Genomic DNA, 23,531 nt, shown 5'->3' with positions numbered 1-23,531 from the left:
GCCCGGCGGGACGCCATGGCATGCTCCCGTCCACCGCAGACATGAACGCAGTCCATATATGTGATCGTGGACGACGGTTGACGGAAGGCGGCGCCGCCATGGAGTACGAGCGAACCCCCGCACATTCACACGCGCACGCGCATCCACGCCCCACCAGACGAGGCCTGCTAGGCGCCGCCATAGCCGTAGCCACCGCGACCGGGGCCATGTCCCCGACACCGGCCGTCGCCGTCCCCCGACGCCAAACCCCGCTCCTCTGGAGAGAGTTCACCGCCGCCCCCTACACCCACCCCCAGATCCCCTACATAGGCCGAGCGGGTTTCCGCACGGGCCGCCACCCCTTCCCCCGCTCGCGCCCTCACCCCGACCGGATCTTCCCCATAGACGTCCCCCCGGACGGCAGGACGGACGCCGCCCCCGCGATCAACCGCGCCCTCGCCGAAGCGGGCCGGGAAGGCGGCGGCACCGTAGTACTGCGCCCCGGCGCCTACCGCCTCGACGGCCTGATCCACATGGCCCACGACAACGTCACCCTGCGCGGCGCGGGCAGCGCCCGCACCACCCTCCTCGCCACCAGGAGTCTCACCGACCTGATCGGCCCCTACGGCTCGCGCTACGGCGGCGACAAGTCCAGCTGGTCCTGGGCGGGCGGCCTCATCTGGCTCTGCCCGCAGGCCCGTTGGGAGTCCCTCACCGACGCCATCAAAGCCGGGAACTGGCCCTTCGAAGGCTGGACCGGCAACAACAGGGACACCTGGCAAACCCTCACCGGCGTCCGCCCCGCCCACCGCGGCTCCTGGTCCGTGACCGTGGCCGACGCGTCCCGGCTCCGCAAAGGAGACCTCGTGCTCCTCCGCCTCTCGGATGACCCGGACCACACCCTTCTGGAGCACATGGCGGGCGACGGCGCGGGCGCGAAGGCGTACACCTGGGACGGCAAGACGAAGCTCACGTCGTACGTCCCCTACGAGTGGCCCGTACGGATCGTCGCCGTCGACCCCGGAGAGCGCCGGGTCACGTTCGAGCGACCGCTCCCCCTCGACGTACGCCCGGAGTGGGACCCGCGGCTCACCACTCACGCGACGCCCCTGACCGGTTCCGGCGTCGAAGGCCTCACCCTGGAGGCCGTCGAGACCCCGCAGTCCCCGCACCTCCTCGACAGGGGCTACAACGGCGTCACGTTCCAGTGCGCGTACGACTGCTGGGCCGACGACGTCGTCGTACGCCACGTCGACAACGGCTTCGGACTGGTCGCCGCCTCCGCCTGCACCCTGCGCGGCACGCGCGTGACGGGCCGCGGCTCCCACCACCCGTACTTCTGCCGGGAGGGCTCGCACGACAACCTCGTGGAGGACTTCCGCATCGACGCCCGCACGACCCCGGCGCCGCCCGGCACCCAACTGCACGGCATCAACGTGGAGGGCCTGTCCTCCTACAACGTCTGGTCGCGCGGCCACATGGAGATGGGCACGTTCGACAGCCATCGCGGGATGCCGTTCGCGAACGTACGGACGGACATCACCGTCGAGAACAACGGCCGGCACGGCGGCGACGCGAGCGCGGGCCCCCTCTTCGGAGCCCGCTTCACGCACTGGAACATCCGCGTCACCAACGAACGCGCGGGCCTGATGAAGATCGACGGACTCGCGCCGCACAGCGCGACGGTCGGCCTCAACACGGTCCGCGAGTTCGACCAGATCGACGTCCCCGACTTCACCGGCGACCTCCGGTCCAGGCTGGCGCTGTACGGCACTACGGACGTGGTGCGGCCACGGAATCTGTACGAGGCGCAACGAAGTCTTCAGGAGGCGCAACGGAGTCCGTACGGGGCACAGCGGACTCTGCCGCGGCGGTGACCTCGACGGCACCGGGCGCGTCGGCCACGCCCGGGGCGACCCCACCCGGGGCGACCTCCCCCGGCTCCGCCCCCTCCTCGGGCAGCTTCCGCATGAGCCCCCAGTACCCCAGCGCGGCCCCGGTCCCGAGTACCGCGCACGTCCCCCACAGCCACTCCGCGCCGAACCGGTCGATCATGAAGCCGGACATCAGCGGGGCGACCAGCGCGGCCACGGACCAGGACATCGTGTACATGCCCTGGTACCGCCCGCGTCCGTGGACGGGGGAGAGGCGTACGACGAGGCCCGTCTGGGTCGGCGCGTTGACGATCTCGGCGAGTGTCCACACGCACACCGTCAGCGCGAAGACGCCGAGCGACCCGGCGAACGCGGTGAGCCCGAAGCCGTACCCGGCGACGACCGAGGAGATCACGAGCAGCCGGCGCGGGTCGCGGTGCTCGATGAAGCGGGTGACGGGGATCTGCATGACGACGATGAGCACGCCGTTCACCGCGATGGCGAGCCCGTAGTCGGCGGGTGTGAACCCCGCCTCGCCCATCGCGACGGGCAGTCCCACGGACCCCTGCTGGAAGATGAGCGCGACGACGAAGCTGAGTCCGACCACACCCATGAAGCGCCCGTCCCGCAGCACGGTCCCGAGCCCCACCACGGGCTCGGCGGCCTTCTCCACCTCCGTCTGCACGGGCCGCGACTCCGGCAGCTTCGTGAAGACGACGATGGCGCAGACCATGGTCATGGCGGCCTCGATGAGGAAGCCGGCCCGGTAGCTGTAGGAGGCGATGAACCCGGCACCCGCGGACGAGACGGCGAACCCGAGATTGATGGCCCAGTAATTGAGCGAGAAAGCCCGCACCCGGTCCTCGGGCCGCACGATGTCCGCCATCATCGCCTGCACGGCGGGCCGGGACGCGTTGCTGGCCATGCCGACGAGCAAGGCGACGCCCGCGATGGCGACGGGGTGCTCCATGAACCCGAGCACCGCCACCGACACGGCCGTGGAAGCCTGCGCGATCAGCAGGGTCGGCCGCCGCCCCAGCCGGTCGGTCATCACCCCCGCACCGAGCGACGACACGACACCGCCGAGCCCGTGCAGCGCGACGACGAGCCCGGCGTACGAGGCGGAGTACCCCCGCTCAAGGGTCAGATAGAGCGCCATGAAGGTGGCGACGAAGGCGCCGAGCCGGTTGACCAGGGTGCTGATCCACAGCCACCAGAAGGCCCGGGGCAACCCGGAGACGCTCTCGGTGACGGCGCGTCTCATTCGTCCTGTGGCGGCGTACGGCATGGAGGTCCCCCGGAGATGATGCAAGCGGCTGAGCTGTAAGAGGCAACGACGGCAGGCACAAATTACGAGCCGCCCGCCCGGCCCCGCCACTCAATTGACAACCCCCGTCAACTGTCGCGGCCCCGCACGTTCCTCCGGTCCACCCCTGGTCCGCGCGCGCGAGGCGCCCGGAGGTTCGATTACGCTCAGAGGCATGGCCGACGCACCGTACAAGCTGATCCTCCTCCGCCACGGCGAGAGCGAATGGAACGCGAAGAACCTGTTCACCGGCTGGGTGGACGTCAACCTCAACGAGAAGGGCGAGAAGGAGGCGGTCCGCGGCGGTGAGCTGCTCAAGGACGCCGGCCTGCTCCCCGACGTGGTCCACACGTCGCTCCAGAAGCGCGCGATCCGCACCGCGCAGCTGGCCCTCGAATCGGCTGACCGCCACTGGATCCCGGTCCACCGCAGCTGGCGCCTGAACGAGCGCCACTACGGCGCTTTGCAGGGCAAGGACAAGGCCCAGACGCTCGCCGAGTTCGGCGAGGAGCAGTTCATGCTGTGGCGCCGCTCGTACGACACGCCGCCGCCGGCGCTGGACCGCGACGCCGAGTACTCCCAGTTCTCGGACCCGCGCTACGCGACGCTCCCGCCGGAGCTGCGCCCCCAGACGGAGTGCCTGAAGGACGTCGTCGTCCGCATGCTCCCGTACTGGTTCGACGGCATCGTCCCCGACCTCCTGACCGGCAGGACGGTCCTGGTCGCGGCCCACGGCAACAGCCTCCGCGCCCTGGTCAAGCACCTGGACGGCATCTCCGACGCCGACATCGCGGGCCTGAACATCCCCACGGGCATCCCCCTCTCCTACGAGCTGGACGCCGACTTCAAGCCCCTGAACCCGGGCGGCACCTACCTCGACCCGGAGGCCGCGAAGGCGGCGATCGAGGCGGTCAAGAACCAGGGCAAGAAGAAGTAGCCCGACGGCGTAAGCACATGTAGCCCCCGGCCCCGGCTTTGTCTTCAGGCCGGGGGCTTGCATGTGTCCGCGGGTCGTCCCATGTGTCGTAGCGGCCGGACCAGTGGGTCCTCAGGACGGCCAAGCCTCGGCCATCCGGAAAGAGACCACCGTTCCGCCGAAGCGGCTGGGTCCGGCGTGCCAGGAGTCGGCGACGGAGTCGACGAGGAGCAGCCCGCGGCCATGCGCGTCGCCGGCGTCCGGGTGCCTGAGCCGCACATTCTCCGGGAGTCCCGGGTTGTGCACCTTGACCCGAAGGGAGCCACTCTCGCGGAACCACTCCACCCGGACGACCCAGGGCTCGTCCGACCTGCCGTGGACGACGGCGTTGGTCACGAGTTCCGAGATCATCAGGACGCAGTCGTGGATGGAGCAGGCGGGATTGTAGGGAGCGATGAACTTCCGGAACCAGCGCCGCGCCCGAGGAACGGACTCCGCGACGGGGTGCAAGGTCATCGCGCCGAGACGCGGCGACTCTTCGCAGGGATTGCGGTCGATCGTGTAGGTCATCAGCGTCCCGCGCCTCTCGCTCCCGAGGTCTGGCCGCTCGACCTCTCTATACAGCTCACTCTGGGTGACATCTCTAGAGACGTCAATCGAAAACGCGGGAAGGGTCGGGCGACTGCGCCGGTGACTACTCGCAGCGAACGAACGCCCAACCTGTGACCTAAGGTGTCTAGAGATGAGCGGGAGGAGACCTGCGGGATGGCCCATACCGAAGACGGCCCTCGGCCCAAGTACCAGCGAATCGCCGACACTTTGCGCGAGGCGATCCAGGCGGGCCAGTACAGTCCTGGTGATCGGCTGCCGGGTGAGAACGACCTCATGGCCGCCCACGGCGTCGCCCGCATGACGGCACGCCAGGCCCTGGGTGTCCTTCGGGACGAGGGCCTCGCTGAGGCCCGTAAGGGTGCCGGTGTGTTCGTCCGCAGCTTTCGCCCGCTGCGGCGTCGAGGGATCCAGCGGCTGGCCGAGCAGCAGTGGGGCAACGGCCGCTCCATCTGGTCGGCGGACATCGGGAACCGCTCGCTCGAGGTGGACCAGGTCACCGTGTCCGAGGAGACCGCGCCCGAACGCATCGGTGCGGTCCTGGAGTTGGCTGCCGACGAACCGGCGTGCGTGAGGCGCCGACGTTTCGTCCTGGACGGCAAGCCCGTCCTGCTCGCGACGAGCTACCTGCCCATGCCCGTGGTCGCCGGGTCCGAGATCACCCAAGAGGACACCGGGGAGGGCGGAACATACGCCCGGCTCGCCGATCTCGGCCACAAGCCGGTGCATTTCCGCGAAGAGATCCGCTCACGCATGCCGTCGAAGGATGAGGTGGCGCGCCTGAGCATGTCGGAGGGTACCCCTGTCATCCTCATCTGCCGCACGGCCTTCACAGCCAAAGGCCGCCCCGTCGAGGTCAACGAAATGACGCTGGACGCCGCCTCGTACGTCCTGGAGTACGACTTCGACGCATGACCGAACCCCTTACGAAGACGTTCACGGCGACCCCGAATCCGTGATGCCCTCCGCGAGTTGCCCCACCGCGTTCAGGATGCTCTGGCCGAAGTCCGTCGGGGCGACCACCACTCCGAACGCCACCGCGAGCGCCACCGTCACCATCTGGTCGCCCCGGCTCCTGGCCTGCACCTTGCGGCGCAGCAGGAAGAAGAGGATGACGGCCAGGAGCACCGCAACGTTGATCGTCAGCACCATCGGCCAGGCCCCCTGCACGTGAAGTGACGTCCCGGCCTTCCTGTTTAACCCAGAACTCCGCGCCGTGGCCGCCCGATTACCTGTGGTTGGCAACAATGTGCTCCCTGGGGGCCGAATCGATGCGCAGCTCAAGCGGTTCGCAGGTCGGACTGGGTTGAACCTCGATCGTTCCCCGAGCCGAGGATCAAGGGACCGGCCAGATTCCCGTCCACGGGTGGTCGGACGGCATCGGGCCCGTCTCGCCCTTGAGCTTCGCCAGCCGGCGCCTCGCGATGTGATACGTCCACGCGTGCGTGGCGACCTTCTTCTCCACCCCGAAGTGCCTGCCCGTCGCCGCCTCCAGGACCTGGTGGTACTCCTGGAGAGGGTCCCAGGACATGTGCTCGAAGTCCGCGTCGGCCCAGCCGTACAGATGCTGGAGCTCGAACCGTACGGCGGCCAGGAACTCGATGTCCTCGCGGTCCTTCTGCTCCGTCCTGCCGCCGTGTGCGCGCACCCACTCCTGGACCTCCGGTGCCGCCCCCGTCCACTTGCTGCCCGAGTCCCTGATCTCCGCGTAGTCCACCCACGCCCAAAACGCCTCCGCGTCGGCGATGTCGGGTGCCTGGCGGTGATGGTCCGGGCAGAGCAGGGCGAAGTTGCGGACGTCCATGGAGCCGCCGAGCGAAGTGGGGACCGCGTGGGCGCGGTCCACAGGCGTGCCCCAGCAGATCAGGCACGCCGGGTCCATCCCCAGGTAGTCGGCCATCACCGCGAGCTTCGGCGGCGGCTTCCTCGCGTTCTCCGTCGTCCCGCGCGGGCGGAGGGGGAGGAGGGTCACGTCGTACCAGAAGCCCGCGTCCGAACCGGGGTCCGGCCACCGGCGTCATTGCGGTGGCCCTGCACCCTGAGAAGGAGGAGACGGGGCTTGCCGGGCATCCTGGCTTCCGCGTTCCCCAGGACTTCGAAGACGCGGCGGGCGCAGCGTTCGAAGTTCTCGTACACCGCCATGTCGTGGTAGAGCAGGACCGCCTTCTGGTCGACCGCTCGCGTCGGGACTCTGCCGCCGCTCGACTTCCGGCTTTTCCTGCTCCGTTGTTTCTTCTCGGGCATGGATGGATGGTCGCGCGTGCCGGCCCCGTCGCACGCGGGTTCCCACAAAGATCCGCACGCACACGCGCGCGTGTGCGCCGTTGATGCGCCCCGCCCCCGTGGGCATGAAATGGGCGTCAGGCAGTACGTCGTACGCCTTCGAGGAGGAGACCATGGCCGAGTCCCCCACGCGTCAATACGTTCCCGAGGTCCCGCTCAGCGCCTGCGGATGCGGTCCGGGCTGCAGCTGCGGCTGCCAGTCGGGCGGTTCCTGCCAGTGCGGCGGCGGTTGCGGCTGACCCGTCGCGCCGGCCCCGCCGAACGGGCAGAGCCGGGCGTGCCCCGCGCGACAACCTGACATCGCGCGGGGCACACACGCCAGCGGGGCACACACGGCAAGGCAGAGAGCTACGCGCCCTCCACCGGCGCCTGCCCCGCAGGCTGTATCTCGTCCGCGTGCTCACCCGTCACCAGGTACACGACCCGCTTCGCCACCGACACCGCGTGGTCCGCGAAGCGCTCGTAGTAGCGGCCTAGGAGCGTCACGTCGACGGCCGTCTCGATGCCGTGCTTCCAGCGGTCGTCCATCAGGTGCTGGAACAGCGTGCGGTGCAGCTGGTCCATCTCGTCGTCGTCCTGCTCCAGCTGGAGCGCCAGGTCGACGTCCTTGGTGATGATGACCTCCGCCGCCTTCGCCATCAGGCGCTGCGCGAGCTGGCCCATCTCCAGGATCGTCGCGTGCAGGTCCCGCGGCACCGCCGAGTCGGGGAAGCGGAGCCTCGCCAGCTTCGCGACGTGCTGGGCGAGGTCGCCCGAGCGCTCCAGGTCGGCGCTCATGCGCAGCGAGGTGACCACGATGCGCAGATCCGTGGCGACCGGCTGCTGGCGCGCCAGCAGGGCTATCGCACGCGCCTCAAGGTCATGCTGCAGATCGTCGACCTTCTGGTCGGCGGCGATCACGCTCTCCGCCATCTTCAGGTCGGCGTCGAGCATGGCCGTCGTGGCGCGCCCGATCGCGGACCCGACGAGGCGGGCCATCTCGACCAGGCTGTCGCCGATCGAGTCAAGTTCCTCGTGGTACGCGTCCCGCATGTGGCTGTCCCTCTCTCGTACGTCTCAGGGGGCTGGCCCCTACGCTCCCACGGTGCGGCCCGGACGCGTCCGTTTCCGGCACCCCACGTGAATCGCCACCGTCATCAAGGTGAACTGTGGGCGACGCGGGACCACCTCCTTGATCAGCCGTCCCCCGGACCGCCGGGGGGAAGTGAACCGGCACCGTCCCCACGGTGAACTCTGGGCGACGACTGTTCGAGCGAGCACCCGTACGGCTGTGACCGGCTCTTACGCGGCGCATAACCTTGAGGCATGGACGTGAACGCGGCGGTCGCCGCAGCGGCAGCGATCGCCGGGGTGTGCACCGGCGTCATCGCCATGCTGGCGTTCCGATGGAGCGAGCGCGACCAGAAACGCCCCACCCGGACCTCCCTGCACACCGACCCTGTACTGCCGCCCGGCGTCGACACGGTGCTCTCCGTGCTCCGCTCCTCCGCGGTCGTCCTCGACGAGGCCGACAGCGTGGTCAAGGCGAGCTCGGCGGCGTACGCGCTCGGACTCGTACGCGGCGGGAAGCTCGCCGTCGAACCGATGCTGCAGATGGCCCGCGACACCCGCCGCGACGGCGAGATACGCCAGGTCGAGCTGGACCTGCCGAGGCGCGGCACCGGCCGCGGCGAGGCCCTCGCGGTCTCCGCGCGGGTGGCGCCGCTGGGCTCCCGGCTCGTGCTGCTCCTCGTGGAGGACCTCACCGAGGCCCGCCGCATCGAGGCCGTACGGCGCGACTTCGTCGCGAACGTGAGCCACGAGCTGAAGACCCCGGTGGGGGCTCTCTCGCTGCTCTCCGAAGCCGTCATGGACGCCTCGGACGACCCGGAGGCCGTCGAGCGCTTCGCGGGCCGCATGCAGATCGAGGCGACCCGCCTGACCAACCTCGTCCAGGAACTCATCGACCTCTCCCGGGTGCAGAACGACGACCCGCTGGAGGACGCCGAACCCGTCCGCGTCGACGAACTGGTGGCGGAAGCGATCGACCGCAGCCGCCACCAGGCCTCCCACAAGCAGATCACCATGGCCTCGGGCGGCACCGCCGACCTCCAGATATGGGGCAACCGCGGCCAGCTCGCCGCGGCCCTCGGCAACCTCGTCGAGAACGCCGTGAACTACTCGCCCGCCCGCACGCGCGTGGGCATCGCCGCCCGGAGGGTCGCGGCACCGGGAGGGGACCTGATCGAGGTCGCCGTCACCGACCAGGGCATCGGCATCTCCGACAAGGACAAGGAACGCATCTTCGAGCGCTTCTACCGCGTCGACCCGGCCCGCTCCCGGGCCACCGGCGGCACCGGCCTCGGTCTCGCCATCGTCAAGCACGTGGCCGCCTCGCACGGCGGGGAGGTCACCGTGTGGAGCTCCGAGGGTCAGGGCTCCACGTTCACCCTGCGGCTGCCCGAGGCGGCCGCACACCGCGACCGCGGATCAGGTCACGGCGGGGGACCCGACGACGGGACCACCTCGCCCGGCGACGGCACCGAGACCGCCGCGACCACCACGTACGAACCCATTCCTGCCCCGGAGGTCCTTCCGTGACCCGTGTGCTCGTCGTCGAGGACGAGGAATCCTTCAGCGACGCCCTGTCCTACATGCTCCGCAAGGAGGGTTTCGAAGTCGCCATCGCGGCAACGGGCCCGGACGGCCTCGACGAATTCGAGCGCAACGGCGCCGACCTCGTCCTGCTCGACCTGATGCTGCCGGGCCTGCCCGGCACCGAGGTCTGCCGCCAGCTGCGCAGCCGCTCCAACGTCCCGGTGATCATGGTGACCGCCAAGGACAGCGAGATCGACAAGGTCGTCGGTCTGGAGATAGGAGCCGATGACTACGTCACCAAGCCCTTCTCCTCCCGCGAGCTGGTCGCCCGCATCCGCGCGGTGCTGCGCCGCCGAGGCGAGCCGGAGGAGGTCACCCCGCAGGCGCTGGAGGCGGGCCCGGTCCGGATGGACGTCGACCGCCACGTGGTCACCGTCTCCGGCTCCAAGGTCGACCTGCCCCTGAAGGAGTTCGACCTCCTGGAGATGCTGCTGCGCAACGCGGGCCGCGTACTGACCCGCATGCAGCTCATCGACCGCGTCTGGGGCGCGGACTACGTGGGGGACACCAAGACCCTCGACGTCCACGTGAAGCGCCTGCGCGCCAAGATCGAGCCGGACCCGGGGGCGCCGCGCTACCTGGTGACGGTCCGCGGCCTGGGCTACAAGTTCGAGCCGTAGACGGCGGCAGGCAGGACATGAGGAAGGGCGGGCCCTCGATGAGGTCCCGCCCTTCTTCGTGCTCGTACGTCGCTCGTACGTCGGTCAGTGCTCGGCGCCGGTCCCGGTGCCGTTCTCCGCACCCGTGTCCGTGCCCGCACCGTGGTTCGCGGCGTCCGAGGACGCGTTGCCCGACGGCTTGCCGGAGGGCTTGCCGGACGGGCCGGTGGCGGCCCCGGAGGCGCCCGTGGAGGGCTCCTGCGGCTTGCCGGACTTCCCGGGCCTGGCCGGCTTGCCGTCCGGCGACTGCGGCAGCCGGCTCGGCCCCCACTTGGAGAAGTAGCTGTCGGCCGGCACGACGAACGCTTCCATCTTCACGTCGCCGGTCGCGCTGAAGGAGAAGGTGATGGGCTGCGCGTTGCCGTCCTTGACCGCCTCGCGGCTGCCGGACAGGACCGCCGAGGCGTTGTCCTTGCCGCCGATGACGATGGAGCCGCCGGCCGGGATGGTCAGCGGACCGTTCGGCTTGGAGTCCTTGTCGTCCTTGCCGCGCGTGAGCTTGGCGCTCTTGTCGGTGCCGTCGACCTTGATGGAGTTCAGGGTCTGGGCCTTGTCACCGGCGTTGAAGATCGTCGCGGAGACCACGGCGGGACCGGTCGACTCCAGGTCCGGCTGCGTGATGACCATGGCGTTCTGGATCTTGATGTCGCCGACGGAGGTCGCGGCGTTGTCCGGCTTGACCTCCATCGTCTGTGCGTTGTTGCCTGCGGCGCACGCGGTGAGCGAGGCGAGCGAGAACGCGAGGGCGGTGGCGGCGAGGGCGCCGCGTCGAAGGCTGCGGCTCACGGCGGCGGCAACTCCTTGAACGTGGGCGGTACAGGACGGGGCGGGCGGCCGTAAAGCCGTCCTAAGGGTGTGTCAGCGCGCTTAGATTACCGAGCCGTTCCCGCCGGGCCGCACCCGACCCGCCCCTTAGTGCACGGGACGGCACACGCGCACCCGGGACGGGCGCCGCACGAGACGCGCCGGGCGCCCGGCGGCGCCTCCGCGCTCCCGTCACCCCAATGCGCCCTCGGCCCGTTTTCGCATTAGCGCGGTCGAGAGACCGACTGCCACGTCTTACTGTCACGCCTTGCGGATTTTCCGTAAGGAATGCACGACGGTACGGAGGGCGGTCCGGGGGCGGGTCCGGAGAATTGATCATCCGACTGCTTGATCAATTCAGGAAACGCGTCGGACGTCACTCAGCACATCTCTCCGGCCACCGAACGGAGTATCGGAAGTTCACCGCTTGGAACCTCGCAAACCGGGACGTTCAGCCTCTTCGGGTGCCCTCGGGGGGCGCGCGACGGGGGCGTTTCCGGCTCCCCGGAGAGCCGCTCCGACCTGCGAATACCCCGTTCCGGAGGCCCTCCGCAGCACGTTCTTGTTGCTGTTGTCAAGCCCCGAGATATGCCCTGACCTGCGAAAACGCCATTCAGAAGAGGCGATTCTCGTGTTAGGATGGATAGCCACGGAAGGGGTACCTGTCACATGACGTTCAAGGTTGGCGACACCGTGGTCTATCCCCATCACGGGGCCGCGCTGATCGAGGCCATCGAAACTCGCCAGATCAAAGGCGTGGACAAGACCTACTTGGTGCTGAAGGTCGCCCAGGGCGACCTGACGGTGCGTGTGCCAGCGGACAATGCGGAGTTCGTCGGCGTGCGTGATGTGGTCGGGCAGGACGGCCTCGACCGGGTCTTCGAAGTACTGCGCGCGCCGTACGCAGAAGAGCCCACGAACTGGTCGCGCCGCTACAAGGCAAATCTCGAGAAGCTCGCCTCCGGCGATGTCATCAAGGTCGCGGAAGTCGTCCGTGACCTGTGGCGTCGGGAGCGCGAGCGTGGACTGTCGGCCGGTGAGAAGCGCATGCTCGCCAAGGCCCGCCAGATCCTGGTGAGCGAACTCGCCCTCGCGGAGAACACGAACGAGGACAAGGCCGAGGCCCTGCTGGACGAGGTCCTCGCGTCCTGACGCGGACGGCCCGAGGCGCACGTCATGCCTCGGAGCCAACGCGTCGACCAGGCGCAGCAATGCCGCGGTGCCCGCTGACCCTTCATGGAGTCGCCGGGCGCTGCGGCATGTTCGTACCCAGTCCTCGTACCCAGCCATTCCCAGTCTTCGTACCCAGGCTGATTCGTACCCGGGCCGATGTGGTGGGGCGACCCCGAAGGGCCGTTACTGGCGTGCCGGGCTCTTGCGGCTGACTCGACCGAATGTCACGGAAGGGTCCGGTCAAGGCGTCCGTCCCGCCCGGCACGGTGTGGCCATACCCACGTCGGCCGAGCACACAAACCTGAACGGAACCGATGTCTAGCGAATCCCGTACCGCGGTGGTCATTCCCGCGGCTGGGCGGGGCGTGCGCCTCGGCCCGGGCGCCCCCAAAGCGCTTCGCGCGCTGAACGGCACCCCGATGCTGATCCACGCCGTGCGCGCCATGGCGGAGTCCCGCGCCGTCTCCCTCGTCGTCGTCGTGGCGCCCCCGGACGGCGCCGCCGCGGTCAAGACCCTCCTCGACGACCACGCGCTGCCCGAGCGGACCGACTTCCTCGTCGTGCCCGGCGGGGAGAGCCGCCAGGAGTCCGTGCGGGCCGGCCTGGACGCGCTGCCGCCCGGCTTCGACATCGTGCTCGTGCACGACGCGGCCCGCCCGCTCGTGCCGGTCGACACGGTCGACGGCGTCATCGAGGCCGTGCGCGACGGGGCTCCCGCCGTCGTCCCCGCGCTCCCGCTCTCCGACACGGTCAAGCAGGTCGAGCCCGCGGCGGAGCAGGACGCGCCCGAGCCCGTCGTCGCCACGCCCGAGCGCGCCCGGCTGCGCGCCGTGCAGACCCCGCAGGGCTTCGACCGCGCGACGCTCGTACGCGCCCACGAGAGCGTCACCGGACAGGTGACGGACGACGCCGGCATGGTCGAGCAGCTGGGGCTGCCGGTCGTGTGCGTGCCGGGCCACGAGGAGGCGTTCAAGGTGACGCGTCCCCTGGACCTCGTGCTCGCGGAGGCGGTCCTGGCCCGGAGGAGGGCGAACGATGGCTTCTGAGACCGATGAGGCACAGGTGCGGGCCCTCCTCCCCCAGGTGGGCATCGGCACCGACATCCACGCCTTCGAAGAGGGCCGCGAGCTGTGGTGTGCGGGCCTCAAGTGGGAGGACCAGGGCCCCGGTCTGGCCGGGCACTCCGACGCCGACGTCGTCGCGCACGCCGCGTGCAACGCGCTGTTCTCCGCGGCGGGCCTCGGCGACCTCGGCGCCCACTTCGGCACCGGACGCCCCGAGTGGTCCGGCGCCTCCGGCCTGACCCTGCTCGCCGAGGCCGCCCGCATCGTCAGGGACGCCGGCTTCGCCATCGGCAACGTCGCCGTCCAGGTCATCGGCGACCGCCCGAAGATCGGCAGGCGCAGGGACGAGGCCCAGAAGGTGCTCTCCGATGCGGCGGGCGCCCCGGTCTCCGTCTCCGGGGCCACCACCGACGGCCTGGGCTTCCCGGGCCGCGGCGACGGCCTGGCGGCGATCGCCACCGCGTTGGTCGTACGTACGTCGTCGTAGGGCGGGCAATGGGGTATTCGTATGCCTCGTACAGACAAACCCCGCACGCCCCACGAAGGAGTGAGCCATGTCCGCCCAACTCTCCGACGACCTCAAAGCGCTGCTCGACACGCCGGTCTTCATCAACGTCGCGACCATTCAGCCGGACGGGAGTCCGCAGGTGTCCCCGGTCTGGGTGAAGCGTGACGGGGACGATGTGCTGTTCTCGACGACGGTCGGCCGGCGCAAGGAGAAGAACCTGCGGCGGGACCCGCGGGTGACGGTGCTGGTGCAGCCCTTCGACGCGCCGTACACGTACGCGGAGATCCGTGGGACGGCGGAGATGACGACGGAGGGCGGGCAGGAGCTCATCGACGAGCTGTCGTTGAAGTACACGGGCAAGAAGTACGCGGAGTTCAACCCGGCCTCGAAGAACGACTCCCAGCGGGTCGTGGTCCGGGTGAGCGCGCGGAAGGTGGTCGGGAGCATCTGAGGGCGGGCCTCACGTCACAGTCCGTGCACGGTGGGGCCAGGGGGCGTGGGGCACTGTCCCGCGCCCACTACCCTGGAGTGGTGACGATTCGCCTGTACGACACCAGCGCCCGGCAGATCCGTGACTTCAGCCCCCTCAACGACGGCTGTGTCTCGATCTACCTCTGTGGTGCCACGGTGCAGGCCGCCCCGCACATCGGGCACATCCGGTCCGGTCTGAACTTCGACATCATGCGCCGCTGGTTCGCGTACCGCGGCTACGACGTGACGTTCATCAGGAACGTGACCGACATCGACGACAAGATCATCCGGAAGTCGGGTGAGCAGGGCAGGCCCTGGTGGGCCATCGGGTACGAGAACGAGCGCGCGTTCAACAGCGGTTACGACGCGCTCGGCTGCCTCCCGCCCACCTACGAGCCGCGTGCCACCGGCCACATCACCGAGATGGTCGAGATGATGCGCGGTCTCATCGAGCGCGGGCACGCCTACGAGGCCGACGGCAACGTCTACTTCGACGTGCGGTCCTTCCCCGGCTACCTGGAGCTCTCCAACCAGGACCTGGACGATCTGCGCCAGCCCTCGGGCGAGGGCGAGACCGGCAAGCGCGACCCGCGTGACTTCGCCATGTGGAAGGCGGCCAAGGAAGGCGAGCCGAGCTGGGAGACGCCCTGGGGGCGTGGCCGGCCCGGCTGGCACCTGGAGTGCTCGGCCATGGCCCACAAGTACCTGGGTGAAGAGTTCGACATTCACGGGGGCGGGATCGATCTGATCTTCCCGCACCACGAGAACGAGATCGCGCAGGCCAAGGCCTTCGGTGACACCTTCGCGCGCTACTGGGTGCACAACGGCTGGGTCACCATGAGCGGCGAGAAGATGTCCAAGTCGCTGGGCAACTCGGTGCTCGTGAGCGAGATGGTCAAGCAGTGGCGGCCCATCGTGCTCCGCTACTACCTCGGCACCCCGCACTACCGCTCGATGATCGAGTACAGCGAGGAGGCCCTGCGCGAGGCCGAGTCCGCGTTCGCCCGCATCGAGGGCTTCGTGCAGCGCGTCGTGGAGAAGGCCGGCGGCGTCGTCGAGCCCGCCGCCCAGGTCCCGCCCGCGTTCGCCGACGCCATGGACGACGACATGGGCGTCCCGCAGGCGCTCGCCATCGTCCACACCACGGTCAGGCAGGGGAACTCCGCCCTCGCCGCCGACGACAAGGAAGCCGCCGTCGCACGCCTCGCCGAGGTGCGGGCCATGCTCGGCGTCCTCGGCCTCGACCCGCTCGACCCGCACTGGGCCGGCGGCGAGACCGACCGCGGCGAGGACCTGCACGGGGCCGTCGACACCCTGGTCCGACTCGTCCTCGACCAGCGCGAGGCCGCCCGGTCCCGCAAGGACTGGGGCACCGCCGACGCGATCCGCGACCAGCTCAACCAGTCGGGCCTCGTCATCGAGGACAGCCCGACCGGTCCCCGCTGGACGCTCGGCCCGCGCTAGGCCACAGCCGATGTGCCGCCCGGATGTGCCTTACGGCCTTCCGGGCGGCACACTTCATAGACGTACACCCAGTACACCGACGTACACCCGCGCGCGTACGCACGTACGCGCCCACGCATCACGACAGACAGGTAGGTCATGGCCGCTAACAACCGCCGCATGTCCGGCAAGAAGGGCGCGCAGGTCGGCAGCGGCGGCAATCGGCGCCGCGGCCTGGAGGGCAAGGGTCCGACGCCGCCCGCCGAGATGCGCAAGGGGCATGTGAAGAACCGCATCGCCAACGCCAAGGCCAAGAAGGCCGTCGGCCGCCGCACCGCCACGCCCAAGGGGCGCGGCGGCAAGGGCACCTCCGAGATGGTCGTCGGCCGCAACCCGGTCTTCGAGGCGCTGCGCGACGGCGTGCCCGCCTCCACGCTCTACGTCCAGCAGTTCATCGACAACGACGAGCGGGTCCGCGAGGCGCTGCAGCTCGCGGCCGAGCGCGGCGGCATCCACCTGATGGAGGCGCCCCGCCCCGAGCTGGACCGCATGACGAACGGCCTCAACCACCAGGGCCTCGTGCTCCAGGTCCCGCCGTACGAGTACGCGCACCCGGAGGACCTCGTCGCCGCCGCGTTCGACGAGGGCCAGGACCCGCTGATCGTCGCCCTCGACGGCGTCACGGACCCGCGCAACCTCGGCGCGGTCGTCCGCTCCGTCTGCGCGTTCGGCGGCCACGGCGTGCTCGTGCCCGAGCGGCGCGCCGCCGGTATGACGGCCGGCGCGTGGAAGACGTCCGCGGGCACCGCCGCGCGGACGCCGGTCGCCCGCGCCACGAACCTGACGCGCGCCCTGGAGCAGTACAAGAAGGCCGGCGTCGCCGTGGTCGGCCTCGCCGCCGACGGCGAGCACGAGGTCGGTGACCTGGAGGCGCTGTCCGGTCCCGTCGTCATCGTCGTCGGCAGCGAGGGCAAGGGCCTCTCGCGCCTCGTCGGCGAGACCTGCGACTTCCGCGTGCGGATTCCGATGCCGGGTGGCGCGGAGTCCCTGAACGCCGGTGTCGCGGCGGGCGTCGTGCTGTACGAGGCGGCGCGGCGCCGCGCCTGATTCCCCGGGGATGTCCGGGCCGCGGTGATCTTTTGACGCGGTCCGGACATTTCTCCATGGTCAAGGCAGTGTCCTAAACACACATCACTCGGTTAGATGAGTGTGGACACCAGAACACCCCGCACTCCCACTGGGGGAAGCTCGTCAGGTTTTGACGATGCTCCCGCGCTGAGCATGGTGAAGGTGCCGAGCGACCCGGCGCAGGTCATCGTCAATCACGCGAGTTTCCGCGTGCAGCTTCCCGCCGCTGGGCGCACTCAATCCCCGCGTATCTCACGGCACTTGGGCATGCCCGACGAGACGGCACGCATGCCCGCCGCCGCCGCGGCCGGTGCGGCCGCCAAACGCCGCGCGCCCGTCGTCTGGAGCGGGAAGTCCGCCCCGGACGACACGGGCGCCATCAGACTGCTGCAGGCCGTGCGCGGCGGCGGCGTGCGCCGTTCGGCCGAGGAGGCCGGTCCCTACAACAGCGCGGAGGACGCGGGCGCCACCCAGGTCATCCCCCGCGTCGGCGTCGACGAAGGACCGGAGACCGTCGAGACGCCCGCCGTCATCGGCCCGCGCACCCCCGAACCCGGCACCCGGATGCTGCCGCAGATGCGGCTGCCCGGCAGCGACTACGACGAGCGGCTCGAGCAGGAGTACGACGACCGCGGCTACGACGACGCCGACGACGACGCGTACGACGACGAAGGCGGCACGCAGCGGGCGCGCAGGCACGGCTCGGACCCCGTCCGGCACGCCTACTACCCGGGCCGCCGCATGAACCTCGGCGTCGTCCTGCTCCCGATGCGCGTCTTCCTCGGGTTCATCTCCATCTACGCCGGCATGGGCAAGCTCTGCGACCCCGTCTACTTCGACGGCGGCCAGCGCGGCTCCATGGTCAAGTGGCTCAACTCGCTGCACCCCTGGGCGCTCGCCGAGCCACTGCGCGACTTCGCCCTCCAGCACCCCGTGGGCGCCGGCCTGTGCATCGCCTTCCTCCAGGTCGTCGTCGGCGTTCTGACGGTCCTCGGGCTCTGGCAGCGGGTCGCCGCCTCCGTCGGTGTGCTGCTCTCGGCGGCGCTCATCGTCACCGTCAGCTGGAAGACCGTCCCCGCCTACGACGCGCCCGACATCATCTACCTCGCCGCGTGGTCTCCGCTGATCATCGCGGGCGCACCCGTCTACTCCGTCGACGGACGCCTCGCCGGTGAGGCGTGGCGCACGCTCGGGCCGCGCTCCGACATCTGGGACCTGCGGCGGCGCGTGCTGCGGCGGGGCGGTCTGATCGGCGGGATCGTCATCGGTCTGACGCTGCTCATCGGCTCGATGCTGGGCGGCGCGGTGCGGGACGCGGACCGTGTCACCGTGCCCGGCCCCGGCGAGGCCCCGCGCAACGAACTGCCGGGCTCCGCGCTTCCCCAGGACCCCGCGAAGAAGCGGCAGAAGCAGCGCTCCCAGAGCCCGTCCGCGTCATCGAGCTCCCCGACGCAGGGCCGCGGCTCAGCGAGCCCCACGCAGGGCGCCACGGCCCCGGGCACGGCCCGCGAGACCGGCACGGTCGGTTCGGGCGGACAGCCCAGCCAGACGCAGGGCAGCAGCACGGCGGGCCAGGCCCCGCCGCAGCAGTCGGCGCCGCAGCAGCAGCAGCCGGCCGCGGGAACGACCGCGGGGCCCTCGTCCAGCGGCGGTTCGGGCGGCGCGCAGAGCGGTACCAACGCGTCCGGTGGTTCGGGGGGCGGTTCGGGCGGCGAGCAGCCCGGCGGCCTGCTGGGCGGTGTGCTCGGCCGCTGACCGAGGACGCCGGTACGCGTACGTACGTCGATGGGCCCCGCACAGCGCGTGTGCGGGGCCCATCGACGTACCGGAGTCGTTGGGGCGGCAGGGTCAACGGCCCTGCGCGGCGAGCTCCTTGGCGGCCTCGGTGAGGTCCTTCGCGGTGTCGATCGCGCGCCAGTAGGCGCCCTGCGGCAGTGGGAAGCCCGCGAGGCGCTTCGCGCGGGCCAGGCGCGGGAACGTGGTGCGCTCGTGGTCGCCGAGGTCCGGCAGGAGCGAGGTGAACTCGGCCGCGAAGACGTACACGCCCGCGTTGATGAGGTACGGGGACGGCGGAGCCTCGACGAAGTCCGTGATGTGGCCGAACGCGTCGGTCTCGACGGCGCCCCACGGGATGCGGGGGCGGGCCAGGGCGAGGGTGGCCGTGGCGTCGCGCTCGGCGTGGAAGGCAGCCATGTCGCGCAGCGAGAAGCGGGTCCAGATGTCGCCGTTCGTCGCGTACCAGGGCTGGTCCGCGTGCGGCAGGTGCCGGGCGGCGTACTTGAGGCCGCCGCCGCGGCCCAGGGGCTCCTTCTCGACGACCGTGGTCACGTTCAACGGCAGGTCGGCGGAGTCCAGCCACTCCTGGAGGACCTCGGCGAGGTGGCCGCAGGAGACGACGGCATCCGTCACGCCTTCCTCGGCGAGCCAGGCAAGTTGATGGCCGATGATCGGGGTCCCCGTGCCGGGGATCTCGACCATCGGCTTGGGCCGGTCGTCGGTGTACGGGCGGAGCCGGGAGCCCTGGCCACCGGCCAGGACGACAGCCTGCGTGGGCTTCAGCGTGGTCATGCCGGAAACCCTACGCGGCGGTACGCGGCCGGCCGCTCAGCCCTTCTGATGGGCCGCGGCCACGCCCGTGGCGAAGGACGTGTCGCAGACGGGCCTGGCGTACGACTGGGCGCGTGTCGGGCCGTAGACCCGCACGGCGGCACGGCCGAGCGCGCGGGCCAGCGCGGCACAGTGCCGGGCGAGCGACGGGTGGCGGTTCACCTCCTGCTGGAGGTGCGTGAGCGCCACGCCCGGGTTCTTCTCCTGGAGTTCCAGGAGGAGCCGGTCGCGCAGGACGTCCTGCGGGGCGCGGGACTTGGCGGGCTTGGAGAGGTTGTCGGCGGATGCGGTGAGCATCGAGTCCGAGGCGTTCCCCGACCAGTTGACGCTGGTGACCGCGAGGGTCCCGGAAAGCACCAGCATCACGGGCAGGACGAGAGCGAGCGTGCGGCCGATGCGACGGGCGGGGCCCCGGTGGGCTCGGCGCGGCTTCTGGGTGTAGTTGGCGGAGTGCGTCACGCGAGGAGCGTAGCGCTAGGTGATGATTTGGCGACATTTAGTCACCCGGTCGAGCGACAGGGAAGAGGTTTCCTCTGGAGCGGTGTTGACGCCGGAACGTCGAAATGACCGATGTGCCGGGGTATTTGTCGACAACGGGGTGGGGTTCGTGGTGGCGGACGGGCGTACGCGAAGGGCCCCGCACGCGGGGTGCGGGGCCCTTCGGGACCGTGGCGTTCGCGGCCTGGATCCGGCTGCTTCCGGTTGCCTCCGGTTGCTTCCGGCTGCCTCAGTCGCTGAGGCGCTCGCCCGTGGAGGTGGAGAACACGTGGGTCTCACCCGGACGGGGCACGACGTGCAGCTGCGCGCCCTTGTCCGGTACCTGGCGGCCGTTGACGCGGACGACGAGGTCCTTCTGCTCGCCGCCGACCTCGGCGGTGCCGTAGACGTAACCGTCGGCGCCGAGCTCCTCGACGACGTTCACGGACACGGCGAGGCCGGCCGGGGCGTCCTCGGTCTCCTTGGAGAGGGACTTCGCGGCGCCACCGTTCTGTTCGACGATGTCGAAGTGCTCGGGCCGGACGCCGACGGTGACGGTACGGTCACCACGGTCGGCGGCAGCGCTCAGCGCCTCCCGGTTGACCGGCACGACACTGTTCCCGAACTTCACACCGCCATCGGTGATCGGCACCTCGACGAGGTTCATGGCGGGGGAGCCGATGAAGCCGGCGACGAAGAGGTTGGCCGGGCGGTCGTACATGTTGCGCGGCGAGTCGACCTGCTGCAGCAGCCCGTCCTTCAGGACGGCCACGCGGTCGCCCATGGTCATGGCCTCGACCTGGTCGTGCGTGACGTACACGGTGGTGATGCCGAGCCTGCGCTGCAGGCTGGCGATCTGCGTACGGGTGCTCACACGGAGCTTGGCGTCGAGGTTGGACAGCGGCTCGTCCATGAGGAAGACCTGCGGCTCACGCACGATGGCCCGACCCATGGCGACACGCTGACGCTGACCACCGGAGAGGGCCTTCGGCTTGCGCCCGAGGTACTCGGTGAGGTCGAGGATCTTCGCCGCGTCCTCGACCTTCTGCCGGATCTCCGCCTTGTTCACACCGGCGATCTTGAGCGCGAAGCCCATGTTGTCGGCGACGGTCATGTGCGGGTACAGCGCGTAGTTCTGGAACACCATGGCGATGTCCCGGTCCTTCGGCGGCAGGTGCGTGACGTCGCGGTCACCGATGCGGATGGCGCCGGCGTTCACGTCCTCGAGCCCCGCGAGCATGCGGAGCGAGGTGGACTTGCCGCAACCGGACGGACCGACGAGGACGAGGAACTCGCCGTCCTCGATCTCGATGTCGAGACCGTCGACGGCGGGCTTGTCGCCACCCGGATAGATCCGGGTCGCCTTGTCGAACGTAACAGTGGCCATGGTGAGGGCCCCCTTCACCGGCAGGAACGTGCCGGACGATCCGAGTAGAGGGAGTGGTGTAGTCCACCTGAGTGAACTGCTCGTGACCGTACCCCGGGGGTCAGCGGTCTGTCAGTAGTCGCGCCGCTGTGACCTTCGAGGAAATTTTCGACGGGGTCGGGGGAGGTGTTGGTTACACTGCACGGGCACGTGCGGCTGCCGCCGGGCGTGCGCGTGTGCCTCCTTAGCTCAGATGGCCAGAGCAACGCACTTGTAATGCGTAGGTCGTCGGTTCGAATCCGACAGGGGGCTCTTGTCGAACCCCAGCTCAGATGTCTCTGAGCTGGGGTTTTGTTGTTCAGCGGATGCGGCGTCGGCGGCGGGATCGGGCCGCGCGGCGGTCCTCAGTCTCAGTTCCAGTCTCAGTTGAGGGTCCGGGGGCCGGTTGCGGGGCAGGCAGGAAGGCGTCTCCCATGCGGCGCATGGCGTCCTTGGAGAGGTGCGAGCGGCCCTTGACGTAGCGGCGGGTTTGGCTGATCTGGGTGTGGCGGAGAATTTCCATGATTGTGGGCATGTCGACGCCCAGCTCGTTCAGGATCGTGCCTGCGGTGTGGCGGCTTCCGTCGTAGAGGCGACGGTCGTCGATGCCCGCCTCCGCGAGTAGTTCCTTGAACTCCGCCCAGTCCTCGCGGGGATCGATAGGGCGTCCGTCGGCGCGAGCGAACACGGCCTGGTGCTCCTGCCAGAGTTCGCCGGCCACCTCCCGGAGTTCGTCTTGCTGGGCCTTGTGTGCGATCAGGTAGGGGATGAAGGCAGGCGGGATCGGGACGGGGTTCGTGCTCTTCTTGGTCTTGGGGCGGGTGAAGACCAGGCCTCCGCCCTTGCGCTCGGGGCAGATGCTGGCGTGCTTCACGCAAGTGGTGGTGCAGGGCTTGGGGCAGCCGCGTTTGTAGTTCTTGTGCTGGGCGCAGTGCGGCGGGCAGGGCTCGAAGCGGTGGCGGCGGGCTCCGCAGGCGTGGGGGTCGCTGCATCCGTGCCGCCATGTGAGCCGCTGGAGCTGCCAGCGGGGGTGGAACAGCTCGGCTTCCAGGTCGACGTACGGCCAGCGCAGTCCCAGGGTCTCGCCCTGTCGGAACCCCATGCCGACCCCGACGATCCACCGCATGAACGTGGGGCGTTTCGCCGCCGCTTCGAGGAATGCCTTGGCCTCTTCCTGGCTGAACGGGTTCGTCTCGGTCTCGTCGATGCTGGGCGGGTCCACGAGGGTGGCGACGTTCTCGCCGATCATCCGGCGGCGGTGGGCGATCTTCAGGGCCCGCGACAGGATGCGGTGCACCTTGACCACGTGTGACGGGGCGCGTCCGGCGTCCAGCATCGCCCGGTACATCTGTTCCAGGTGCTCAGGAGCGAGCTTGTCGATGCGGTGCTTTCCGACGCCGGGAATGATGTCGTTGCGGGTCTTGGACCAGTAGTCGTCGAGGGAGCGCGGCTTCAGCTTCAGGCTGGCGATGTCGGTCAGGTAGGTCTCCATCCACTGACCGACCGTGGGCTTGCGGCCCGCTTTGGTCGCGCGTCCCTCGTCGCGGAGCTTCTCCAGATCGCGGACCTTGCGGCGGACTGCGGCTTCGGTGCGGGCCATGCGGTGCCGGCGGTCGGGGCTCCCGTCAGGCAGTACGCCCATGGTGACGCGGCCGTGCCACCATCCGTCGTCGCCGCGGTAGATGGACGATTCGTTGTTGGCCCTGCGCGGGCTCATGCGTGCCTCCATACGGGAGGCGCCCCGAGCTGTGTGCTCAGGGCGCCTCAGGGGATGTGCGGGTCTCAGGGATGTGCGGGTCGCGGATCAGTTGGGCAGAACGGCGAGGCTTTCCACGAAGGCTTCGAGGTCGGCGCGTCGAATGCGGCGAGTACGGCCCAACTTGATGTACCTCAGGGCGCCTTCGGCCATGAGCTCGTAGACGGTGGAGCGTCCGAGCGAGAGTGCCTTGGCAGCTTCCTCGGGCTTGTAGAGGAGTCGGTCGACGGGGGCAGCGATGGCGGTGCTCATCCGGGGTGCCTCCTGGGCAGTTCGTCCGTGCCTGCGGGGGTGGTGGGATTGAGCTCTGCGGCCTGCGAGTGTCCGAGGCTTGGATTCCTGCGTCACCGCGTCACCTGCGTCATGCGTGGCTTCCGGCCTGCGGATTTCGCGTGACGCAAGGCGTTCGGGGTGCGTCACGGGTGACGCAGG

At 69.9% G+C, this 23,531-nt stretch carries 24 protein-coding genes and 1 tRNA gene; 13 read left to right on the top strand and 12 right to left on the bottom strand.

Features of this window, described 5'->3' with window-relative positions; all coding sequences use genetic code 11:
• The first annotated feature begins 98 nt into the window (after positions 1-98).
• Entirely contained in the window at positions 99-1,856 is a 1,758-nt protein-coding gene (locus DEJ47_RS17535; protein ID WP_398337608.1) for a glycosyl hydrolase family 28-related protein, read from the top strand.
• Here the strand turns inward: DEJ47_RS17535 and DEJ47_RS17530 are convergent.
• Positions 1,753-3,117, bottom strand: a complete 1,365-nt coding sequence (locus tag DEJ47_RS17530) for an MDR family MFS transporter (protein ID WP_223828395.1) — start codon at positions 3,115-3,117, stop codon at positions 1,753-1,755. The genes DEJ47_RS17535 and DEJ47_RS17530 overlap by 104 nt on opposite strands.
• A gap of 217 nt (positions 3,118-3,334) precedes the next feature.
• Between DEJ47_RS17530 and DEJ47_RS17525 the strand changes: the two genes are divergently transcribed.
• Positions 3,335-4,096, top strand: a complete 762-nt coding sequence (locus DEJ47_RS17525; RefSeq protein WP_062773105.1) for a phosphoglyceromutase — start codon at positions 3,335-3,337, stop codon at positions 4,094-4,096.
• Between the two features lie 111 nt (positions 4,097-4,207).
• On the opposite strand, the gene DEJ47_RS17520 is transcribed toward DEJ47_RS17525, so the two are convergent.
• Positions 4,208-4,645 (bottom strand): ATP-binding protein, encoded by a 438-nt coding sequence (locus DEJ47_RS17520; protein WP_150169437.1) that lies wholly within the window; start codon positions 4,643-4,645, stop codon positions 4,208-4,210.
• Between the two features lie 195 nt (positions 4,646-4,840).
• On the opposite strand from DEJ47_RS17520, the gene DEJ47_RS17515 reads away from it, so the two are divergent.
• On the top strand, positions 4,841-5,599 hold the full coding sequence (locus DEJ47_RS17515; protein ID WP_150169435.1) for a GntR family transcriptional regulator: 759 nt from the start codon (positions 4,841-4,843) through the stop codon (positions 5,597-5,599).
• Positions 5,600-5,620: 21 nt separating this feature from the next.
• Here the strand turns inward: DEJ47_RS17515 and DEJ47_RS17510 are convergent, their stop codons facing one another.
• From DEJ47_RS17510 to phoU, 4 genes are all read right to left on the bottom strand, one after another.
• Positions 5,621-5,836, bottom strand: coding sequence for a hypothetical protein (locus DEJ47_RS17510; RefSeq protein ID WP_150169433.1), 216 nt, complete (start codon positions 5,834-5,836; stop codon positions 5,621-5,623).
• A 184-nt stretch (positions 5,837-6,020) separates the two neighbouring features.
• Positions 6,021-6,656: an HNH endonuclease signature motif containing protein gene (locus tag DEJ47_RS17505; protein WP_223828394.1), complete on the bottom strand. Its 636-nt coding sequence runs from the start codon at positions 6,654-6,656 to the stop codon at positions 6,021-6,023.
• Positions 6,653-6,928 (bottom strand): hypothetical protein, encoded by a 276-nt coding sequence (locus DEJ47_RS17500; RefSeq protein WP_150169431.1) that lies wholly within the window; start codon positions 6,926-6,928, stop codon positions 6,653-6,655. The genes DEJ47_RS17505 and DEJ47_RS17500 overlap by 4 nt, the downstream gene beginning before the upstream one ends.
• A gap of 387 nt (positions 6,929-7,315) precedes the next feature.
• On the bottom strand, positions 7,316-7,999 hold the full coding sequence (phoU, locus tag DEJ47_RS17495; protein ID WP_150169429.1) for a phosphate signaling complex protein PhoU: 684 nt from the start codon (positions 7,997-7,999) through the stop codon (positions 7,316-7,318).
• 273 nt (positions 8,000-8,272) lie between these two features.
• Here phoU and DEJ47_RS17490 point away from each other — a divergent pair, with 273 nt between their 5' ends.
• A complete protein-coding gene (locus DEJ47_RS17490) occupies positions 8,273-9,547 on the top strand; it encodes a sensor histidine kinase (protein WP_150169428.1) in 1,275 nt (424 codons plus the stop codon).
• Positions 9,544-10,224, top strand: coding sequence for a response regulator transcription factor (locus DEJ47_RS17485; protein ID WP_030682312.1), 681 nt, complete (start codon positions 9,544-9,546; stop codon positions 10,222-10,224). The genes DEJ47_RS17490 and DEJ47_RS17485 overlap by 4 nt, the downstream gene beginning before the upstream one ends.
• Positions 10,225-10,308: 84 nt before the next feature.
• Here the strand turns inward: DEJ47_RS17485 and DEJ47_RS17480 are convergent, their stop codons facing one another.
• Entirely contained in the window at positions 10,309-11,049 is a 741-nt protein-coding gene (locus DEJ47_RS17480) for a copper chaperone PCu(A)C (RefSeq protein ID WP_150169427.1), read from the bottom strand.
• Positions 11,050-11,736: 687 nt separating this feature from the next.
• On the opposite strand from DEJ47_RS17480, the gene DEJ47_RS17470 reads away from it, so the two are divergent.
• The 7 genes from DEJ47_RS17470 to DEJ47_RS17440 all read left to right on the top strand — a co-directional run bounded on the left by DEJ47_RS17470 (position 11,737) and on the right by DEJ47_RS17440 (position 18,609).
• Positions 11,737-12,219 carry a CarD family transcriptional regulator gene (locus DEJ47_RS17470; protein WP_003953493.1) on the top strand — a complete coding sequence of 161 codons (483 nt, stop codon included), beginning with the start codon at positions 11,737-11,739 and terminating at the stop codon, positions 12,217-12,219.
• 335 nt (positions 12,220-12,554) lie between these two features.
• On the top strand, positions 12,555-13,286 hold the full coding sequence (ispD, locus tag DEJ47_RS17465; RefSeq protein WP_150169426.1) for a 2-C-methyl-D-erythritol 4-phosphate cytidylyltransferase: 732 nt from the start codon (positions 12,555-12,557) through the stop codon (positions 13,284-13,286).
• On the top strand, positions 13,276-13,791 hold the full coding sequence (gene ispF / locus DEJ47_RS17460) for a 2-C-methyl-D-erythritol 2,4-cyclodiphosphate synthase (protein ID WP_150169424.1): 516 nt from the start codon (positions 13,276-13,278) through the stop codon (positions 13,789-13,791). The genes ispD and ispF overlap by 11 nt, the downstream gene beginning before the upstream one ends.
• A gap of 67 nt (positions 13,792-13,858) precedes the next feature.
• Positions 13,859-14,263, top strand: a complete 405-nt coding sequence (locus DEJ47_RS17455; protein ID WP_150169422.1) for a PPOX class F420-dependent oxidoreductase — start codon at positions 13,859-13,861, stop codon at positions 14,261-14,263.
• 80 nt (positions 14,264-14,343) lie between these two features.
• Positions 14,344-15,747 carry a cysteine--tRNA ligase gene (gene cysS, locus DEJ47_RS17450; protein ID WP_150169420.1) on the top strand — a complete coding sequence of 468 codons (1,404 nt, stop codon included), beginning with the start codon at positions 14,344-14,346 and terminating at the stop codon, positions 15,745-15,747.
• Positions 15,748-15,885: 138 nt separating this feature from the next.
• Positions 15,886-16,833 (top strand): 23S rRNA (guanosine(2251)-2'-O)-methyltransferase RlmB, encoded by a 948-nt coding sequence (gene rlmB / locus DEJ47_RS17445; RefSeq protein WP_150169418.1) that lies wholly within the window; start codon positions 15,886-15,888, stop codon positions 16,831-16,833.
• A gap of 96 nt (positions 16,834-16,929) precedes the next feature.
• Positions 16,930-18,609: a DoxX family membrane protein gene (locus DEJ47_RS17440; protein ID WP_202456610.1), complete on the top strand. Its 1,680-nt coding sequence runs from the start codon at positions 16,930-16,932 to the stop codon at positions 18,607-18,609.
• Positions 18,610-18,702: 93 nt separating this feature from the next.
• On the opposite strand, the gene DEJ47_RS17435 is transcribed toward DEJ47_RS17440, so the two are convergent.
• The 3 genes from DEJ47_RS17435 to DEJ47_RS17425 form a co-directional block, all read right to left on the bottom strand.
• Positions 18,703-19,422 carry an NDP-sugar synthase gene (locus tag DEJ47_RS17435; RefSeq protein ID WP_150169416.1) on the bottom strand — a complete coding sequence of 240 codons (720 nt, stop codon included), beginning with the start codon at positions 19,420-19,422 and terminating at the stop codon, positions 18,703-18,705.
• A 36-nt stretch (positions 19,423-19,458) separates the two neighbouring features.
• The gene (locus DEJ47_RS17430; protein ID WP_150169414.1) at positions 19,459-19,920 is read right to left on the bottom strand and encodes a hypothetical protein; all 462 of its coding nucleotides are present in this window, start codon (positions 19,918-19,920) and stop codon (positions 19,459-19,461) included.
• Between the two features lie 268 nt (positions 19,921-20,188).
• Positions 20,189-21,325 carry an ABC transporter ATP-binding protein gene (locus tag DEJ47_RS17425; RefSeq protein WP_150169412.1) on the bottom strand — a complete coding sequence of 379 codons (1,137 nt, stop codon included), beginning with the start codon at positions 21,323-21,325 and terminating at the stop codon, positions 20,189-20,191.
• 217 nt (positions 21,326-21,542) lie between these two features.
• On the opposite strand from DEJ47_RS17425, the gene DEJ47_RS17420 reads away from it, so the two are divergent.
• Positions 21,543-21,616 (top strand) — tRNA-Thr (locus DEJ47_RS17420).
• A 46-nt stretch (positions 21,617-21,662) separates the two neighbouring features.
• Here the strand turns inward: DEJ47_RS17420 and DEJ47_RS17415 are convergent.
• Both DEJ47_RS17415 and DEJ47_RS17410 read right to left on the bottom strand, forming a co-directional pair.
• Complete coding sequence (locus DEJ47_RS17415) at positions 21,663-23,060, bottom strand: tyrosine-type recombinase/integrase (RefSeq protein ID WP_150169410.1); 1,398 nt, start codon at positions 23,058-23,060, stop codon at positions 21,663-21,665.
• 87 nt (positions 23,061-23,147) lie between these two features.
• A complete protein-coding gene (locus tag DEJ47_RS17410; protein ID WP_150169408.1) occupies positions 23,148-23,351 on the bottom strand; it encodes a helix-turn-helix domain-containing protein in 204 nt (67 codons plus the stop codon).
• Positions 23,352-23,531 lie beyond the last annotated feature (180 nt).

Origin of the sequence: Streptomyces venezuelae (assembly GCF_008642355.1) — a bacterium.
Classification (GTDB): domain Bacteria; phylum Actinomycetota; class Actinomycetes; order Streptomycetales; family Streptomycetaceae; genus Streptomyces; species Streptomyces venezuelae_B.
Note: the sequence above shows the minus strand (reverse complement) of the source record. Positions and strands in the feature narration are given on the sequence as shown.

Bases quoted from the DNA above. Each gene is read 5' to 3' on its own strand.
- DEJ47_RS17425 (WP_150169412.1), bottom strand. From the start codon at position 21,325: ATGGCCACTGTTACGTTCGACAAGGCGACCCGGATCTATCCGGGTGGC.
- DEJ47_RS17500 (WP_150169431.1), bottom strand. From the start codon at position 6,928: ATGCCCGAGAAGAAACAACGGAGCAGGAAAAGCCGGAAGTCGAGCGGC.
- rlmB (WP_150169418.1), top strand. From the start codon at position 15,886: ATGGCCGCTAACAACCGCCGCATGTCCGGCAAGAAGGGCGCGCAGGTC.
- DEJ47_RS17510 (WP_150169433.1), bottom strand. From the start codon at position 5,836: ATGGTGCTGACGATCAACGTTGCGGTGCTCCTGGCCGTCATCCTCTTC.
- DEJ47_RS17435 (WP_150169416.1), bottom strand. From the start codon at position 19,422: ATGACCACGCTGAAGCCCACGCAGGCTGTCGTCCTGGCCGGTGGCCAG.
- DEJ47_RS17490 (WP_150169428.1), top strand. From the start codon at position 8,273: ATGGACGTGAACGCGGCGGTCGCCGCAGCGGCAGCGATCGCCGGGGTG.
- ispD (WP_150169426.1), top strand. From the start codon at position 12,555: ATGTCTAGCGAATCCCGTACCGCGGTGGTCATTCCCGCGGCTGGGCGG.
- DEJ47_RS17530 (WP_223828395.1), bottom strand. From the start codon at position 3,117: ATGAGACGCGCCGTCACCGAGAGCGTCTCCGGGTTGCCCCGGGCCTTC.
- DEJ47_RS17520 (WP_150169437.1), bottom strand. From the start codon at position 4,645: ATGACCTACACGATCGACCGCAATCCCTGCGAAGAGTCGCCGCGTCTC.
- DEJ47_RS17440 (WP_202456610.1), top strand. From the start codon at position 16,930: ATGAGTGTGGACACCAGAACACCCCGCACTCCCACTGGGGGAAGCTCG.
- DEJ47_RS17455 (WP_150169422.1), top strand. From the start codon at position 13,859: ATGTCCGCCCAACTCTCCGACGACCTCAAAGCGCTGCTCGACACGCCG.
- DEJ47_RS17470 (WP_003953493.1), top strand. From the start codon at position 11,737: ATGACGTTCAAGGTTGGCGACACCGTGGTCTATCCCCATCACGGGGCC.
- DEJ47_RS17535 (WP_398337608.1), top strand. From the start codon at position 99: ATGGAGTACGAGCGAACCCCCGCACATTCACACGCGCACGCGCATCCA.
- DEJ47_RS17525 (WP_062773105.1), top strand. From the start codon at position 3,335: ATGGCCGACGCACCGTACAAGCTGATCCTCCTCCGCCACGGCGAGAGC.
- DEJ47_RS17410 (WP_150169408.1), bottom strand. From the start codon at position 23,351: ATGAGCACCGCCATCGCTGCCCCCGTCGACCGACTCCTCTACAAGCCC.
- DEJ47_RS17515 (WP_150169435.1), top strand. From the start codon at position 4,841: ATGGCCCATACCGAAGACGGCCCTCGGCCCAAGTACCAGCGAATCGCC.
- ispF (WP_150169424.1), top strand. From the start codon at position 13,276: ATGGCTTCTGAGACCGATGAGGCACAGGTGCGGGCCCTCCTCCCCCAG.
- phoU (WP_150169429.1), bottom strand. From the start codon at position 7,999: ATGCGGGACGCGTACCACGAGGAACTTGACTCGATCGGCGACAGCCTG.
- DEJ47_RS17415 (WP_150169410.1), bottom strand. From the start codon at position 23,060: ATGAGCCCGCGCAGGGCCAACAACGAATCGTCCATCTACCGCGGCGAC.